The organism is Pseudomonas sp. HP_01, from assembly GCF_055284355.1.
On sequence record NZ_JBTOPV010000056.1, the window covers coordinates 1 to 16,404 of the forward strand.

The 16,404-nt window shown below is 62.2% G+C and carries 12 protein-coding genes; 1 reads left to right on the forward strand and 11 read right to left on the reverse strand.

Features of this window, described 5'->3' with window-relative positions; all coding sequences use genetic code 11:
* Positions 1-130: 130 nt before the first annotated feature.
* The gene (gene cadR / locus ACYAR8_RS21785) at positions 131-589 is read right to left on the reverse strand and encodes a Cd(II)/Pb(II)-responsive transcriptional regulator (RefSeq protein ID WP_074890843.1); all 459 of its coding nucleotides are present in this window, start codon (positions 587-589) and stop codon (positions 131-133) included.
* 83 nt (positions 590-672) lie between these two features.
* On the opposite strand from cadR, the gene ACYAR8_RS21790 reads away from it, so the two are divergent.
* Positions 673-2,967 (forward strand): heavy metal translocating P-type ATPase, encoded by a 2,295-nt coding sequence (locus ACYAR8_RS21790; RefSeq protein ID WP_463581035.1) that lies wholly within the window; start codon positions 673-675, stop codon positions 2,965-2,967.
* Positions 2,968-3,180: 213 nt separating this feature from the next.
* On the opposite strand, the gene hutG is transcribed toward ACYAR8_RS21790, so the two are convergent.
* The 10 genes from hutG to hutU form a co-directional block, all read right to left on the reverse strand.
* Positions 3,181-3,984 carry an N-formylglutamate deformylase gene (gene hutG, locus ACYAR8_RS21795; protein ID WP_108119141.1) on the reverse strand — a complete coding sequence of 268 codons (804 nt, stop codon included), beginning with the start codon at positions 3,982-3,984 and terminating at the stop codon, positions 3,181-3,183.
* Between the two features lie 13 nt (positions 3,985-3,997).
* Positions 3,998-5,203: an imidazolonepropionase gene (hutI, locus tag ACYAR8_RS21800; RefSeq protein ID WP_463581036.1), complete on the reverse strand. Its 1,206-nt coding sequence runs from the start codon at positions 5,201-5,203 to the stop codon at positions 3,998-4,000.
* A 27-nt stretch (positions 5,204-5,230) separates the two neighbouring features.
* Positions 5,231-6,625 carry an amino acid permease gene (locus tag ACYAR8_RS21805; protein WP_463581037.1) on the reverse strand — a complete coding sequence of 465 codons (1,395 nt, stop codon included), beginning with the start codon at positions 6,623-6,625 and terminating at the stop codon, positions 5,231-5,233.
* A 187-nt stretch (positions 6,626-6,812) separates the two neighbouring features.
* The gene (hutH, locus tag ACYAR8_RS21810) at positions 6,813-8,363 is read right to left on the reverse strand and encodes a histidine ammonia-lyase (RefSeq protein WP_463581038.1); all 1,551 of its coding nucleotides are present in this window, start codon (positions 8,361-8,363) and stop codon (positions 6,813-6,815) included.
* Entirely contained in the window at positions 8,360-10,009 is a 1,650-nt protein-coding gene (locus tag ACYAR8_RS21815) for an HAL/PAL/TAL family ammonia-lyase (RefSeq protein ID WP_463581039.1), read from the reverse strand. The genes hutH and ACYAR8_RS21815 overlap by 4 nt, the downstream gene beginning before the upstream one ends.
* A gap of 13 nt (positions 10,010-10,022) precedes the next feature.
* Positions 10,023-10,898, reverse strand: a complete 876-nt coding sequence (locus ACYAR8_RS21820) for a quaternary amine ABC transporter ATP-binding protein (RefSeq protein WP_463581040.1) — start codon at positions 10,896-10,898, stop codon at positions 10,023-10,025.
* The gene (locus tag ACYAR8_RS21825; RefSeq protein WP_074890829.1) at positions 10,895-11,746 is read right to left on the reverse strand and encodes an ABC transporter permease; all 852 of its coding nucleotides are present in this window, start codon (positions 11,744-11,746) and stop codon (positions 10,895-10,897) included. Before ACYAR8_RS21825 ends, ACYAR8_RS21820 begins: the two co-directional genes overlap by 4 nt.
* A 186-nt stretch (positions 11,747-11,932) precedes the next feature.
* Positions 11,933-12,898 (reverse strand): ABC transporter substrate-binding protein, encoded by a 966-nt coding sequence (locus ACYAR8_RS21830; protein WP_065986702.1) that lies wholly within the window; start codon positions 12,896-12,898, stop codon positions 11,933-11,935.
* A 139-nt stretch (positions 12,899-13,037) separates the two neighbouring features.
* On the reverse strand, positions 13,038-14,507 hold the full coding sequence (locus ACYAR8_RS21835) for a purine-cytosine permease family protein (RefSeq protein WP_463581041.1): 1,470 nt from the start codon (positions 14,505-14,507) through the stop codon (positions 13,038-13,040).
* Between the two features lie 172 nt (positions 14,508-14,679).
* Positions 14,680-16,377, reverse strand: coding sequence for a urocanate hydratase (hutU, locus tag ACYAR8_RS21840; protein ID WP_074890826.1), 1,698 nt, complete (start codon positions 16,375-16,377; stop codon positions 14,680-14,682).
* Positions 16,378-16,404 lie beyond the last annotated feature (27 nt).

A 16,404-nucleotide genomic window follows, 5' to 3' on the forward strand; every position in this document is an offset into this window, starting at 1 on the left:
ATTCAATGGGATTGGCTGGAACGCCGACTTGTAGGACCGGCTTTAGCCGGGAAGGCGTCGGATGCCACGCCACAAAAGTGATGGTGCTCGCACTGACCTCTTCCCGGCTGAAGCCGGTCCCACTAACCAGTCAATGCCCGTGGCTACGGCCTACGTGGGAGTGTTCGACATCCGCGGTCACGACGCTGCCACTGATTTCCAGTCGATCCAGAATTCCACAGTGATCCGGCGCGCCTTCGCTGCAGCGTTGGCGCAGGTCGACCAGTTGCTCCTGCAGCGCTTGCAGGCTCGCGACGCGGGCGTTCACGTGCTGGATGTGTTCGTCGATCAGCGCGTTGACGTTCTCGCACTGATCCCGCGGACTGTCGCGCAGGGCCAGCAGGCTGCGGATTTCGTCCAGCGTCATATCCAGGCTTCGGCAATTGCGGATGAAGGTCAGGCGCTCGACGTGCTCCTGAGTGTACAAACGGTAGTTGCCTTCGCTGCGCGCGGGTTCGCTGAGCAGACCCTCGCGCTCGTAGTACCTAATCGTTTCAACCGGACATTCCGTGAGTTTTGCCAGTTCGCCGATTTTAAATGAAGGGTTCATGCGCAAGATCTCGATAGGACGCTTGACCCTATAGTGGCTACAGGGTGTTCACTTGGCAACACGCACATTTAGAGACTCAATCCATGAGTGACTCTGTACACACATCTTCCCCGAACAAACCCGCTCACGACGCGCACGACCACGCCGATCACGATCATGCCGATCATGACCATGGGCAAGCCAAACTCACGCCCGTGCACAAACACGACCACGCTGCCCACGCCTGCTGCTCCCACGACAGCGCGCCCGCCGTCGTGACCATCGATGGCGCGTCAGACGCTGATGGAAAACTGAGCAGCTTCCGTATCGAAGCCATGGACTGCCCCACCGAGCAGACGCTGATCCAGAACAAGCTCGGCAAGATGAAGGGCATTCAGAAGCTTGAATTCAACCTGATCAACCGCGTGCTGGGCGTGTGGCATGAGTTGCCGTCCACCGATCCCATCCGTGAAGCCATTGGCTCGCTGGGCATGCAGGCGGACCTGATCGAAGAGGGGGCTGACAAGGAAACCGCGTCGCTGCCGCCCGCCAACAAGCCGTGGTGGCCGTTGGCGTTGTCGGGTGTCGCTGCTTTGGCTGCGGAAGTCATCCATTTCACCAACGCCGCGCCCACTTGGGTGGTCGCCATCGTCGCGCTGGTCGCCATTTTCAGCGGCGGCCTGACCACGTACAAAAAGGGCTGGATCGCCCTGAAAAACTTCAACCTGAATATAAACGCGCTGATGAGCATCGCTGTCACCGGCGCGGTGCTGATCGGCCAGTGGCCGGAAGCGGCGATGGTGATGTTTCTGTTCACCGTCGCCGAGCTGATTGAAGCCAAGTCGCTGGACCGTGCCCGCAACGCCATTGGCGGCCTGATGCAGCTGACGCCGGAAACCGCCACCGTGCAGCAGAACGGCGAGTGGCTTGAGCTTGAGGTCAAGGATATTGCGTTGGGCAGCGTCGTTCGGGTCAAGCCGGGCGAACGCATCGGGCTGGACGGTGAAGTGGTTGCCGGCCAGTCGAGCATTGATCAGGCGCCCATCACCGGCGAAAGCTTGCCGGTCGAGAAAACAGTCGGCGACAAGGTTTTTGCCGGCACGATCAATCAGGCCGGTTCGCTGGAATACAAGGTGACCGCCGCTGCCAACAACTCAACGTTGGCGCGGATCATCCATGCCGTCGAGGCGGCCCAGGGCGCGCGCGCGCCGACCCAGCGTTTCGTGGACAGCTTTTCGAAAATCTACACACCCGCCGTGTTTGCGCTGGCGCTGGCGATCGCGATCATCCCGCCGCTGTTCATGGGCGCGGCGTGGTTCGACTGGATCTACCGCGCGCTGGTGCTGTTGGTTGTCGCTTGCCCGTGTGCGCTGGTGATTTCCACCCCGGTGACGATCGTCAGCGGTCTGGCGGCGGCGGCGCGCAAAGGCATCCTGGTCAAGGGCGGCGTATACCTGGAGATGGGGCATAAGCTCGATTACCTGGCGCTCGACAAGACCGGCACCATCACCCACGGCAAGCCGGTGCAGACCGATTACGTATTGCTCGATACGTCACTGGGTGAGCAGGCTGTGGCGATCTCGGCGAGCCTTGCCGGTCGCTCGGATCACCCGGTGTCTCAAGCCATTGCCAAGGCGGCGCAGGACGGCACCCGGCTGCCGGTTGAGGCGTTCGAAGCCCTCGCAGGGCTTGGCGTGAAGGGCGAGGTGCAAGGGCGTTTGTATCACTTGGGCAACCACCGTCTGGTGCATGACGCGGGGTATTGCTCGCCGGAACTGGAAGCGCAACTTGAGGCGCTGGAAAGCCAGGGCAAAACCGTGGTCCTGTTGTTCGACGCCTCCGGCCCGCTGGCGTTGTTTGCGGTCGCCGACACGGTCAAGGACAGCAGCCGCGAGGCCATCGAGCAACTGCATGCGCTGGGCGTTAAGACGATGATGCTGACGGGCGACAACCCGCACACGGCCAAGGCCATCGCCGCTCAGGTGGGGATCGATCAGGCGCAGGGCAATCTGATGCCGACCGACAAGCTGCAAGCCATCGAAGCCCTGTACGCGCAGAACCACCGCGTAGGCATGGTCGGGGATGGCATCAACGATGCGCCGGCGCTGGCCCGGGCGGAGATCGGTTTTGCCATGGCGGCGGCGGGGACGGACACCGCCATCGAAACCGCCGACGTGGCGCTGATGGACGATGATCTGCGCAAGATCCCGACGTTTATTCGCCTGTCGCGGGACACGGCTGCTGTGCTCAAGCAGAACATTGCGCTGGCGCTGGTGATCAAGTTGATCTTTCTGGCGGTGACCTTCGCCGGGATGGCGACCATGTGGATGGCAGTGTTTGCCGACATGGGCGTGAGTTTGCTGGTGGTGGCCAATGGATTGCGGTTGTTGAAGAAGTAACGGCCACCACCAGGAGACTAATGGTGCTCAGACAGGCCTCTTCCCGGCTGAAGCCGGTCCCACTAACGGCACGCGCGCATCCGGTGATGATCGTACCCACGCTCTGCGTGGGCGCGCGGGTGGCGGACGCTCCGCGTCCTTTGACGCGGAGCGTCAGGGGGATTGGTTCCCACGCAGAGCGTGGGAACCATCAAGAGAATCATCAACCCGAGGCTACTTCCCGTACGTCTCCCGCCCCCAGGCGATCATTTCCTCCAGCAGCCCTTTCAACACCAACTGCGTTGGCTCAGCCAGGTCCGGGCGGTAGTGGAAGGGCACGAACTCGTCCATGTACGTGCTCTGCGCCAGTTCCAGTTGCACCGCGTGGATGTGGTTGGCCGGGTCGCCATAGTGGCGGGTGATATGGCCGCCCTTGAAGCGCCCGTTGAGCACATGGCTGTAGTTCTTCGCGGCGGCGCACGTTGAATCCAGACGCTGAGCCAGCGCTTCATCACAACTCGCGCCATTGAACGTCCCGAGATTGAAGTCCGGCAGCCGACCGTCAAACAGATGCGGAATGTGCCCACGAATGGAATGCGCATCGAACAGCAACGCATAACCGAACTCGGCGCGCAGGCGTTCGAGCTCGTTGCGTAGCGTCTCGTGATACGGCGTCCAGATCTTCTCCAGATAGCTCGCGCGTTCTTCCTGGCTCGGCGCCAAACCCTCTTTGAACAGCGGATCGCCCTCGAACAGCGTCGAGGGGAACAGCCCGGTGGTCGCGCCGGCGTACAGCGGCGTGTCGTCTGAGGGGCGATTGAGGTCGATGACGAAGCGTGAATATTCCGCCGAAAGCACGCTTGCCCCCAGATCAGACGCAAAGTCATACAAGCGCGGAATGTGCCAGTCGGTGTCCGGCAGGCTCACCGCCTCGTCCACCAGGCCATCACGCACGGCGGGCGTCAGGTGCAGTCCCGGGTGCGGCATGCTGATCAACAGCGGTACGCGACCGCGAGTGAAACTCAGAACCTTGTCCACAGTATTCCCCTGATTAGAGAGTGCGTTCCACGCCATGACGAACGACGCGTTTGTCCAGATCGCCGCCCAGCCAATAGGCGAGGTCGGCAGGCCGTTCGATGTGCCAGGCGACGAAATCCGCCGTTTTGCCCACTTCCAGCGAACCATGGGTCTCGGCCATGCCCAGCGCCTGCGCCGCGTGAATGGTTACCCCGGCCAAGGCTTCTTCTGGCGTCATGCGGAACAGTGTGCAGGCCATGTTCAGCATCAGCCGCAGCGACAGGCCCGGCGATGTGCCCGGATTAAGGTCGGTGGAAATGGCGATCCTCACCCCGTGTTTGCGCAGGACATCCATCGGCGGCAATTGAGTTTCGCGCAGGAAATAAAACGCCCCCGGCAGCAAAACGGCGACCGTGCCTGAGGCCGCCATCGCGATGGCGTCTTCTTCGGTCATGAACTCCAGGTGATCAGCCGACAGTGCCTGATAACGGGCCGCCAGACTCGAGCCGTGCAGCGAAGACAACTGCTCGGCGTGCAGCTTCACCGGCAGGCCCAACTGGCCGGCGGTGATGAACACCTGTTCGACCTGCGCCGGCGAGAACGCCAGGTATTCGCAGAACGCATCGACCGCATCCACCAGATTTTCTGCCGCCAACGCCGGCAGCATTTCACTGCAGATGTGGGCGATGTAGTCATCGGCGCGGTCTTTGTACTCCGGCGGCAAGGCGTGGGCGGCGAGACAGGTGCTGCGCACGGTGATCGGCAGGTTTTCACCCAGTTGGCGAATCACCCGCAGGATTTTGCGTTCGCTGGCGAGGTCCAGGCCGTAGCCGGATTTCATCTCGATGGTGGTCACGCCATCTCTGAGCAGGTGCACCAGACGACGCTCGGCGCTGGCGTAGAGTTCTTCTTCACTGGCGGCCCGGGTCGCGCGTACGGTGCTGGCGATGCCGCCGCCCGCTGCGGCGATCTCGGCGTAGCTGACGCCCTGCAACCGCTGTTCGAACTCACCGCTGCGGTTACCGCCGAACACCGTGTGGGTGTGGCAATCGATCAGTCCCGGCGTCACCCACGCGCCGTTCAGGTCGACGCGCTTGATGTCACCCTGGTCCGGCATGTCTCGGAGAGGACCGATCCAGACGATCTGCGCTGCATCGGTCACGATGGCGGCGTCCTCGATGATCGAGTACGTGCCGTTCGCCATGGTTGCTGCGTGACAGTGGTGCCAGAGCGTTTTCATCGATCTCTCCAAGAGTGGGTCAATTAATCAGCTATTCGATGGGGCCTTGATCAGGTTCTGCTTCGGCTTGACCCAGATCCAGTACGCAACCACCAGCAAAGCAATCCACACCGCTCCCACCACCAGCGCCGCCTGGCTGTCCGGGAAATAACCCAGCACGCCAAACACAAACACCATGAACAACGTGGCAACAATCGGTGCGACGGGCCAGAACGGCACCGGGAATTTCAGCTGGGCGACTTCTTCTGCGCTCATCGAGCGGCGCATGGCGATCTGCGTGACCAGAATCATCAGCCACACCCAGACCGTCGCGAAGGTCGCAATCGAGGCGATAAGCAGGAACACGTTTTCCGGAATCAGGTAATTCAGCACAACGCCGCAGAGCAGCGCCACACCCATCACCAGCACTGTCATCCACGGCACGCCCTGGGCGGACAACTGAGCAAAACCCTTTGGCGCCTGACCTTGTATTGCCAGTCCGTACATCATGCGTCCGGCACCGAAGATGTCGCTGTTGATCGCCGAAACGGCTGCAGTGATCACCACGATGTTGAGGACGGTGGCTGCTGATGAAATCCCGAGGTGATCGAAGATCTGGACGAACGGGCTGCCCTGGCTGCCGATCTGCTGCCACGGGTACAGCGACATCAGGACGAACAGCGTAAGCACGTAAAACAGCAAAATTCGCAGCGGGACTGCGTTGATCGCGCGGGGAATCACGCGCTCCGGGTTCCGAGCTTCACCGGCGGTGATGCCGATGATTTCGATGCCGCCAAAGGCGAACATCACCACTGCCAGCGAGGCCACGAGACCGCCGATGCCGTTGGGCATGAAGCCGCCGTAGGCCCACAGATTGCTCACGCTGCTGACGCCGCCGCCCGAGACCGAGCCGAGGCCGAACAGCATGATGCCGAAGCCGGCGAGGATCATCGCGATGATCGCGCCGACCTTCAGCAGCGACAGCCAGAACTCGGTTTCACCGAAGACTTTGACGCTGCACAGGTTAAGCGCGCCGATCAGAAAGACGATGCCGAGCACCCAGATCCAGCGTGGCACCTCTGGAAACCAGAAGCCCATGTAAATACCGAAGGCGGTGACGTCGGCCAGGCAGACGATGACCATCTCGAACGCATAGGTCCAGCCGAGGACAAACCCGGCGAGCGGACCCAGATACGTGGTGGCGTACTCGCCGAACGAGCCGGACACCGGGTTGCGCACGGCCATCTCGCCCAAGGCGCGCATGACCATGTAAACCGCAGCACCGGCAATGATGTACACCAGCAGAACGGCGGGGCCGGCCAGCTTGATAGCCGACGCGGAGCCGTAGAACAACCCGGTGCCAATGGCCGAGCCCAGCGCCATGAAGCGAATGTGGCGAGCGCTGAGCCCGCGTTTCAGATCTGTAGCGTTTTGCGATGTCATTTCACACGTTCCTAGTCTTACTTTTTGCTGCGAAACGAGCGGCTCTTGTAGGAGTGAGCTTGCTCGCGATTGCGGTGTGTCAGACGGCAAATGCGTTTCTGACCTATTGCATCGCGAGCAAGCTCACTCCTACAGGGGTAAATCCCCTTCACTCATTTCAACGACAGGCCATCCCGGCCTGTCCCGATCAGAAGCTCGGCAGCAGGTCAGCAGAAACCAGGTCGCTCAGGCAGTTGGAAGCCAGCAGCTCGATGGCGGCCTCGATATCAGGGGCGAAGAAGCGGTCTTTCTCGTAGAACGGGACTTTGCCGCGCAGCGTGTTTCGGGCGATTTCCAGTTTTTCCGAGGTCTTCAGACCGTTGCGCAAGTCCAGACCCTGACACGCAGCCAGCCATTCTACAGCCAGCACGCCGCGAGTGTTCTCCGCCATTTCCCACAGACGCTTGCCGGCAGCAGGTGCCATCGACACATGGTCCTCCTGGTTGGCGGACGTCGGCAGGCTGTCGACGCTGTGCGGGTGGGACAGCGCCTTGTTTTCACTGGCCAGGGCTGCGGCCGTGACCTGAGCGATCATGAAACCTGAGTTAACCCCGCCGTTGGCCACCAGGAACGGCGGCAGCTGCGACATGTGCTTGTCCATCATCAGCGAGATGCGGCGTTCGCTCAGCGAGCCGATTTCGGCGATGGCCAGGGCGATATTGTCGGCCGCCATGGCAACGGGTTCGGCGTGGAAGTTACCGCCGGAAATGACTTCGCCTTCGGCTGCGAACACCAGCGGGTTGTCCGACACCGCGTTGGATTCGATCGCCAGCACTTCGGCGGCCTGACGCAATTGGGTCAGGCAGGCGCCCATGACTTGTGGCTGGCAGCGCAGGGAGTAGGGGTCCTGAACCTTGTCGCAGTCGCGGTGGGAGTCGGAAACCTGACTGCCGTCGCCGAGCAGGTCGCGATAGGCCGCAGCCGAATCGATCTGGCCGCGCTGACCGCGTGCAGCATGAATGCGTGCGTCGAACGGCGCGCGGGAGCCGAGCACGGCTTCAACGGTCAGCGCGCCGCAGCTCAGGGCGCCAGCGAACAGGTCTTCGGCTTCGAACAGGCCACGCAACGCATAGGCTGTCGACACTTGCGTGCCGTTGAGCAGCGCCAGGCCTTCTTTAGCCGCCAGCGTCAGCGGCGTGAGCCCGGCGATCGCCAGCGCTTCCACGGCATTCAGCCATTCGCCCTTGTGGCGCGCCTTGCCTTCGCCCAGCAACACCAGCGACATGTGCGCCAATGGTGCGAGGTCGCCGGAGGCGCCGACCGAACCCTTGAGCGGGATGTGCGGATAGACCTCGGCGTTGATCAGGGCGATCAACGCGTCGATGACCTGACGGCGAATCCCGGAGAAGCCCCGGCTCAGGCTGTTGACCTTGAGCACCATGATCAGGCGCACCAGCTCATCGCTGATCGGCCCGCCAACGCCTGCGGCGTGAGACAGCACCAGCGAACGCTGCAGGTTCTCCAGGTCGGCGCTGGCGATGCGCGTCGACGCCAGCAGGCCGAAACCGGTATTGATGCCGTAAGCGGTGCGGTTTTCGGCGAGGATCTGTTCAACGCAGGCCACGCTGTCTTCGATCTGGCGATCGGCGCTGGCGTCGAGGGTCAGCGTTACCGGCCGCTGATAGATCGCGCGCAGTTGGGCGAGGCTCAACTGGCCAGGGATCAGATTCAGCGGGGTCGCCTGTTGGGTGTTGGTCACGATGCTGCTACTCCTTGATGGGTATCGGTCGTCTGCGCTGAACCGGCTCCTGCCTGTCCCGCGCGAGGGGCGCTTGCGCTGCGACCGTTGTTGTCGGTGTCGGGGTTAGCGCCTGCCGCGTAGTCGCGGCAGCGCTGGAATACGGTTTCCAATGACTCTTCGTTCTTCAGCAGCGTCACGCTGCTGGCGATGTCCGGGGCCAGCCAGCGGTCTTCGTCGTAGGCCGGCACGCGCTCGCGCAAAAGACGCCACGCGACTTCGGTGCCGACGCCAAAACGCGGGCCCTTGAAAAACTCGAACGCCTGGGCGGCCAGCAGATACTCGATGGCGAGGATCTGCGTCACGTTCTCCAGCACCTTGTGCAGCTTCAAGGCGGCGCTGGTGCCCATGCTCAGATGATCCTCCTGCAGGCCGGACGTCACGTAGTTATCAATGACCGCCGGTTGTGCCAACTGGCGGTTTTCGGCACACAGCGAGGCGGCGACGTATTGGGTGATCATCATCCCGGAATTGACCCCCGGCTGGCTGACCAGAAACGCCGGAAGCCCGCTGACTGTCGGGTTGATCAGCCGGTCCAGCCGTCGCTCGGCAATCGAGCCCAGTTCGGCCATGGCGATCGCCAGCAAGTCAGCGGCCATCGCCACGGACTGGCCGTGGGGGTTGGCCTGGGAAACCACCCGATACGCTTCGGGTGTGCCCAGCAGCAGCGGGTTGTCGGTGGCCGAGTTGAGCTCTATTTCGATCTGCCGCGTCGCGTGGGCCAACTGGTCGCGGGTGGCGCCGTGGACCTGCGGGATCGAGCGGATGCTCAGGGCGTCCTGGGTGCGGATGCCCTGACTGTTGGCGAGCACCTCGCTGCCGGCGAGCAGGCCGCGCAGGTTTTTGCCGACCTGCTGCATGCCGGGGTGCGGCTTGAGCGCAATGATGGTTTCGTCAAAGGCGTCGAGCTGGCCCCGCAGACCTTCGAAGGTCATGGCGCTGATAACATCGGCCCACTGCATCAGGCGATTCACGTCGGCAATCGCCAGGCAACTGAGGCCGGTCATGCACGGCGTGCCGTTGACCAGACACAGGCCGTCCTTGGCCCCCAGCTCCACCGGCGACAGGCCTTCTTCGCTGAGCGCCTGCAACGCCGACATCACTTGCCCGCGATAACTCACCTGACCGACGCCCAACAGCGCGACGCCGATGTGCGCCATGTGAGTGAGATATCCCACGGACCCCTGGGACGGCACTTGCGGTGTGATGCGGCGATTGAGCAAGGCGAGCAAGGCCTCGACCACCTGACGATGAATCCCGGACTTGCCCTGGCTGTAGTTGATGATCGCGGCGCAGGTGATCGCGCGCGTCTGCTCGTCCGGTAGCGCCGGGCCGACGCCGCAGGCATGGCTGAGCAGGGTGTTGCGCGACAGCCGACCCAGTTGCTCCCCGGCCAGCGAAACATTGCACAGCGCGCCGAGGCCGGTGTTCACGCCATAAGCGCGCTCCCCGCTGGCAACGATGCGCTGTACGATCGCCTGGGCGTTGTCGATGTGCGCCCATGCGCTTTCCGACAACGCCAGCGTTGCGCCATGGCGGGCAACGGCGGTCACCTCCTGCCAGCTGACCGGGCCCTCACCGATGATGATCAGTTCTGCTCGCGACATGACCACAGCGTCCTTAGAGAGTCGCCACGCGCCGCTGCACGAAACGATCAACGTAATCGTCGGCAGGCGAGTAGAGGATTTCTTTCGGCGTCCCGACCTGGATCAACTGACCGTCCTTCAAAATCGCGATGCGGTTGCCGATACGCACGGCTTCGTCGAGGTCGTGGGTGATGAAAACGATGGTCTTCTTCAGGTTCGACTGCAGCTCCAGCAACTGGTCCTGCATCTCCGCGCGGATCAGCGGATCGAGGGCGCTGAACGCTTCGTCCATCAGGATGATGTCAGTGTCAGCCGCCAGCGCCCGTGCCAGGCCGACACGCTGCCGCATGCCGCCGGAGAGCTGATGGGGGTACTTCTTCTCGTAGCCCTTCAGGCCCACCGTGGTGATCCAGTGCTGCGCGCGCTCGGCGCATTGCGCTTTGCTCTCGCCACGAACGGTCAGGCCGTAGGCGACGTTGTCGATCACGGTCTTGTGCGGCAGCAGGCCGAAGCTCTGGAACACCATGCTGATCTTGTGCCGACGGAAGTTGCGCAGCGCTTCCATGTCGTAGGTCAGGATGTTCTCGCCATCGACCAGAATCTCGCCGCTGGTGGGATCGATCAGGCGGTTGAAGTGGCGCACCAGGGTCGATTTCCCCGAACCCGACAGGCCCATGATCACGAAGATCTCGCCGCTGGAGATGGACAGCGACAGGTCGTTCACGCCGACCACGCAGCCCGTCTGCGCCAGGACCTGATCCTTGCTCTGATTATTCTGAACCATCGCCAGGGCATCCTTGGCGCGGTTGCCGAAGATCTTGTACACGTTCTTGACGACGATTTTGCCGCCCGGGCTCACCGCACTGTCTGGGCCGCCCGAGTTCGCTGGATTAATTATCTCGACGCTCATTTGTTCGCCTCATGCCGTGGACGGCCGTAGGCCTGCGTAATACGGTCGATCACGACCGCCAGAATGACGATGGCCAGACCCGCTTCCAGGCCGCGTCCGACGTTGAGGGTCTGGATGCCGACCAGCACGTCTTCACCCAGACCGCGCGCACCGATCATCGAGGCGATCACCACCATCGACAGCGCCATCATCGTGGTCTGGTTGATCCCGGCCATGATGCTCGGCAGCGCCAGCGGCAGTTGCACGCCAAACAGTTGCTGCCAGCGGTTGGCGCCGAATGCGTTGATCGCTTCCATGACTTCGCCATCGACCTGACGAATGCCCAGGTCTGTCAGACGAATCAACGGCGGCGCGGCGTAGATGACGGTGGCGAAAATCGCCGGGACTTTGCCCAGACCAAACAGCATCAGCACCGGAATCAGGTACACGAAGCTGGGCATGGTCTGCATGATGTCCAACAGCGGCATCAACACCGAACGCAGGCGATTGCTGCGCGCCGACAGAATGCCGAGCGGTATGCCGATGATTACCGAAATGAGCGTGGCCACCAGCATCAGCGCCAGGGTCTGCATCAGCTTGTCCCACAGGCCTACGGCGCCGACCAGAAACAGCAGGCCGACGATGACGACTGTGGTGGTGATCTTGCGGGTCGCGTGCCAGGCGATCAGGCCGACGATGGCCAGCAGGAGCCACCACGGCGCAACGCGCAACAGGCCTTCGAGCTTGACGATGGCCCACAGCAGCGTGTCGGAGATGTGCCGGAACACATCGCCGTAGTTGGTGACCAGCTTGTCGACCCAGTCATTGACCCAGTCGGCGATGGAGAACGTGAAGCTTTCGGGGAACATATCGTTATCTCGATGTTTAGAGTGGCGGCCTGGTTCCTGTAGGAGCGTGGCTTGTCCCGCGATCTGTCGCGAAGCGGCAGCAAAATCAAACGTTGCGGTGTGTCTGACATACCGCGTTCGGCTTATCTACGACCGGTTCCCGGCCGCTCGCGGGACAAGCCACGCTCCTACAGACAGCGGTGCCTGTCAGAGAGAGGCATCCACCTTCTTCGCCGCATCCTCGCTCACCCACTGATGCCAGACTTCCGGGTGCTCCTTGAGGAAGATTTTCGCCAGCTTCGGCGACTCGATGCGCTCTTTGGTCATGCGCGCCAGATTCTGGTTGAGCAGGTCGATCGGGATGTTGACCTTCTCCATCACCGACACCAGTTCAGGCGCCTGTTCGTGGAACGCCTTGGACAGGCCGACCTTGATCTCGATGGTCTTGTTCACGCCGGCTTTCTCTTCCAGACGCACCATGTCCACCTGGCCCATCAGCGGGGTCGGCGACCAGTAGTACGCCAGGATCGGCTCGCCACGCTTGTAGCTGGACAGAATCGCCGCATCCAGCGCCGGGCCGGTGCCTGGGCGGAAGTTGGTGTATTTGCTTTCCAGGCCATAGCTCTTCAGCATTTCGCTGTTTTCCAGCTCGCAGGTCCAGCCGGCCGGGCAGTTATAGAAACGGCCTTTTTCCGGCTCTTCGGCGTCCTTGAACAGGGCTGCGTATTTGCCCAGATCGGCGATGGACTTGAGGTCCGGTGCCTTGGCTTCCAGCTTGCGCTTGGCGTCGCCTTCGATCACGTAACGCGGCACGTACCAGCCTTCCACCGCACCCTTCACCGGTGAGCCGACGCCGACCACTTTGCCGGCGGCTTCAGCCTTGTTCCAGACTTCGCTGCGGCCGACCCATTCTTCGGCAAACACTTGAATATCGTTGGTGCTCAGGGCGTTTTCCATGGTGATGGAGTTGCCCGGCAGACTATCCACTTCGCAGCCATAGCCCTTGTTCAGCACAACTTGCAGCACGTCGGTCAGCAGCATTGCGCTTTCCCAGTTCAGACCGGCGAATTTCACCGGCTTGCCGGACTCGCACCATCCCGCCGCTTGACTGGCGCCACTGGCGAGCACGCCCGCGGTGAGCAACGTGGATAGCAGGGCCTTTTTCGTGTTCATTGAGTGACGCTCCGGTCTTTTAGTGGATGACGGCAGTAGCGAAAACAGACGGCTTCCAGCCAAGGGGAGAGGCACTTGTCGGCCTCGTCCCGCTTCTCTCTCCAGCATGCCCCCTGCAACAGACGTGCATGACGAACGGTCAGTTCACCGCGACGTGCGCAGGGGCAACGGTGCGGCTTGCCTGAAGCGCCTCGGAATCCGTCGGCAGGATCAGGCGATCGGCCACGTTGCCCGGCCACTTCTTCGCCGCCACGTAGTACAGCACAGCGGGCACGATGAGGCCGATGATCCACGAAATGTCGGTGTCATCAAGGCTCGCCACCAGCGGGCCAGTATAAAAATGGGTGGAGATGAACGGCATTTGAATCAGCACGCCCAGCACGTAAATTCCGATGCCCATCCCGTTCCAGCGGCCATAGCGACCGTTCGGGTCCGAGAGCGCCGGGATGTCGTAGCGTTCTTTGGTGATGCAGTAGAAATCCACCAGATTGATCGCGCTCCACGGCGTGAAGAACGCCAGCAGAAACAGGATGAAAGCCGAGAAATCCTTGAGGAACGAGTCCTTGCCCAGCAGCGCCAGGGCCGTTGCGATGCCGACCATGGCGAAAATGTACGTCAGCCGCAGCGCGCTGGAGATGTGCCGATTGCCACGGAAGCCGCTGACAATGGTGGCGATGGACATGAAGCTGCCGTAGGCGTTGAGCGTAGTGATGGTCACCTTGCCGAACGCAATGCTGAAATACAGCGCTGCCGCGACCGCGCCAGTCCCGCCAAGGCCGACGATAAACGAGACCTCGTGATGGGCGAAATTTTTGCCCGCCAGTGCCGCCGCGAACACGCCGAAGACCATGGACGCCTGCGCGCCGATCACCGACCCCAGACCTACCGCCCAGAACGTTTTGCCGGCTGAGGTGCTGCGCGGCAGATAGCGCGAGTAGTCCGCAACGTAAGGGCCAAAGGCGATCTGCCAGGACGCCGACAGGGAAATCGCCAGCAGGAAGCTGCTCAGCGAGAAGTGCTTGTTGCCCAGCAACGCGCCAACGTCATTGCCCGCCAGCAGCGCGGCGAACAGGTAAACGAAGGCGATCACGCCGATGAGGCTGGCGACCCGGCCGATCAGGTGGATGACCCGGTAGCCCAGAATGGTCAGTACCACGATGGCCGCGGCGAAGATCACCACGCCCTGCCAGTCAGGAACGTTGATCAGTTGCGCCACCGCTTGACCGGCAAGCAACGAGCCGCTGGCAGAAAAACCGATGTACATCAGGCACACCAGCACCAGCGGAATCACCGCGCCGTAGACGCCGAACTGCACCCGGCTGGAAATCATCTGCGGCAGACCGAGCTTCGGGCCTTGTGCCGCATGGAGCGCCATGACGCCGCCGCCGATGAGTCGCCCGATGAAAAGCCCGATCAGCGACCAGTACACATCACCGCCCAGCACCACGGCCAGCGCCCCGGTGACGATCGCGGTGATCTGCAGGTTGGCGCCCAGCCAGAGGGTGAACTGGCTGAACAGACGACCGTGTCGCTCGGCATCAGGGATGTAATCGATCGAACGCCGCTCGATCACGGAAGCAGGTGCAGCACGATCATCTTGAACAGCCATTGCGAAGATCCCCGTAAGTCGAATGTTGGGACGCATAACTGCGGAATGCATCTCTCCGTAGGAGTGAGCTTGCTCGCGATTTCGTAATGTCGGGCGCCATCAATGGTGAATGGTCCGACGCTATCGCGAGCAAGGTGGAGCGCCACCGCGGTCACTCCTATAGGGAAGTGCTTTAGCCGTTAATCATCGGCAGGTTGAGACCCTGCTCTTTGGCGCAGTCGATCGCGATCTGATACCCCGCATCGGCATGACGCATCACACCGGTGGCCGGGTCGTTGTGCAGGACTCGGGCGATACGTTCGGCAGCTTCATCGGTGCCGTCGCAGACGATGACCATGCCCGAGTGCTGCGAGAAGCCCATGCCGACGCCGCCGCCATGGTGCAGCGAGACCCAGGTCGCGCCGCTCGCGGTGTTGAGCAGGGCGTTGAGCAGCGGCCAGTCGGACACGGCGTCGGAGCCGTCCTGCATCGACTCGGTCTCGCGGTTGGGGCTGGCCACGGAGCCGGAGTCGAGGTGATCACGACCGATCACCACCGGCGCCGACAGCTCGCCGCTGCGGACCATTTCGTTGAAGGCCAGGCCCAGTTTGGCGCGCTGGCCCAGGCCGACCCAGCAGATACGCGCCGGCAGACCCTGGAAGCTGATGCGCTCGCGGGCCATGTCCAGCCAGTTGTGCAGGTGCGCGTCGTCCGGGATCAGCTCTTTGACTTTGGCGTCGGTCTTGTAGATGTCTTCAGGATTGCCCGACAGCGCGGCCCAGCGGAACGGACCGACGCCACGGCAGAACAGCGGGCGAATGTAAGCAGGCACAAAGCCGGGGAAGTCGAAGGCATGGGTTACGCCGACTTCTTTGGCCATCTGACGGATGTTGTTGCCGTAATCGAACGTCGGCACGCCCATTTTCTGGAACGCCAGCATGGCTTCGACGTGCTCGGCCATGGACTGCTTGGCAGCCTTGACCACTGCGGCAGGCTCGGTGGCGGCGCGCTCGCGGTACTGCTCCCAGGTCCAGCCTTTTGGCAGGTAGCCGTTGAGCGGATCGTGGGCGCTGGTCTGGTCGGTGACCATGTCCGGGCGCACGCCACGACGGACCATTTCCGGAAGGATCTCGGCGGCGTTGCCGCACAGGGCGATGGAGATCGCCTTGCCTTCGGCGGTGTATTTGGCGATGCGGGCGAGGGCGTCGTCGAGGTCCGTGGCTTGCTCGTCGACATAGCGGGTTTTCAGGCGGAAATCGATGCGGCTTTGCTGGCATTCGATGTTCAGCGAGCAGGCGCCCGCCATGCCGGCAGCGAGTGGCTGCGCGCCGCCCATGCCGCCAAGGCCTGCGGTCAGTACCCAACGGCCTTTCAGGTTGCCGTCGTAATGCTGACGGCCGGCTTCGACGAAGGTTTCGTAGGTGCCTTGAACGATGCCCTGGCTACCGATGTAGATCCAGCTGCCGGCGGTCATCTGGCCGTACATCGCCAGGCCTTTTGCATCCAGTTCGTTGAAATGCTCCCAGCTCGCCCAGTGAGGGACCAGATTGGAGTTGGCGATCAGCACGCGGGGCGCGTTGCTGTGGGTCTTGAACACGCCGACCGGTTTGCCGGACTGCACCAGCAGGGTTTCGTCGTCATTCAGGTTCGTCAGGCTTTCGACGATCTTGTCATAGCATTCCCAGTTACGCGCCGCACGACCGATACCACCGTAGACCACCAGTTCGTTCGGGTTCTCGGCGACTTCCGGGTCGAGGTTGTTCATCAACATCCGCAACGGTGCCTCGGTCATCCAGCTCTTGGCGGTCAGTTGCGTGCCACGGGCTGCGCGGATTTCCACATCGCGGCGTTTGGTCCATTGCGGAGCAGGGGTGTTGTGGTCAGTAGTCACTTAACAATCCTCGATGATCAATCCGGC

Excerpts from the sequence above, each read along its gene's own strand:
- ACYAR8_RS21830 (WP_065986702.1), bottom strand. The coding sequence starts at position 12,898 with ATGAACACGAAAAAGGCCCTGCTATCCACGTTGCTCACCGCGGGCGTG.
- hutI (WP_463581036.1), bottom strand. The coding sequence starts at position 5,203 with ATGAAAACGCTCTGGCACCACTGTCACGCAGCAACCATGGCGAACGGC.
- ACYAR8_RS21790 (WP_463581035.1), top strand. The coding sequence starts at position 673 with ATGAGTGACTCTGTACACACATCTTCCCCGAACAAACCCGCTCACGAC.
- ACYAR8_RS21805 (WP_463581037.1), bottom strand. The coding sequence starts at position 6,625 with ATGACATCGCAAAACGCTACAGATCTGAAACGCGGGCTCAGCGCTCGC.
- ACYAR8_RS21835 (WP_463581041.1), bottom strand. The coding sequence starts at position 14,507 with ATGGCTGTTCAAGATGATCGTGCTGCACCTGCTTCCGTGATCGAGCGG.
- ACYAR8_RS21825 (WP_074890829.1), bottom strand. The coding sequence starts at position 11,746 with ATGTTCCCCGAAAGCTTCACGTTCTCCATCGCCGACTGGGTCAATGAC.
- ACYAR8_RS21820 (WP_463581040.1), bottom strand. The coding sequence starts at position 10,898 with ATGAGCGTCGAGATAATTAATCCAGCGAACTCGGGCGGCCCAGACAGT.
- ACYAR8_RS21815 (WP_463581039.1), bottom strand. The coding sequence starts at position 10,009 with ATGTCGCGAGCAGAACTGATCATCATCGGTGAGGGCCCGGTCAGCTGG.
- cadR (WP_074890843.1), bottom strand. The coding sequence starts at position 589 with ATGAACCCTTCATTTAAAATCGGCGAACTGGCAAAACTCACGGAATGT.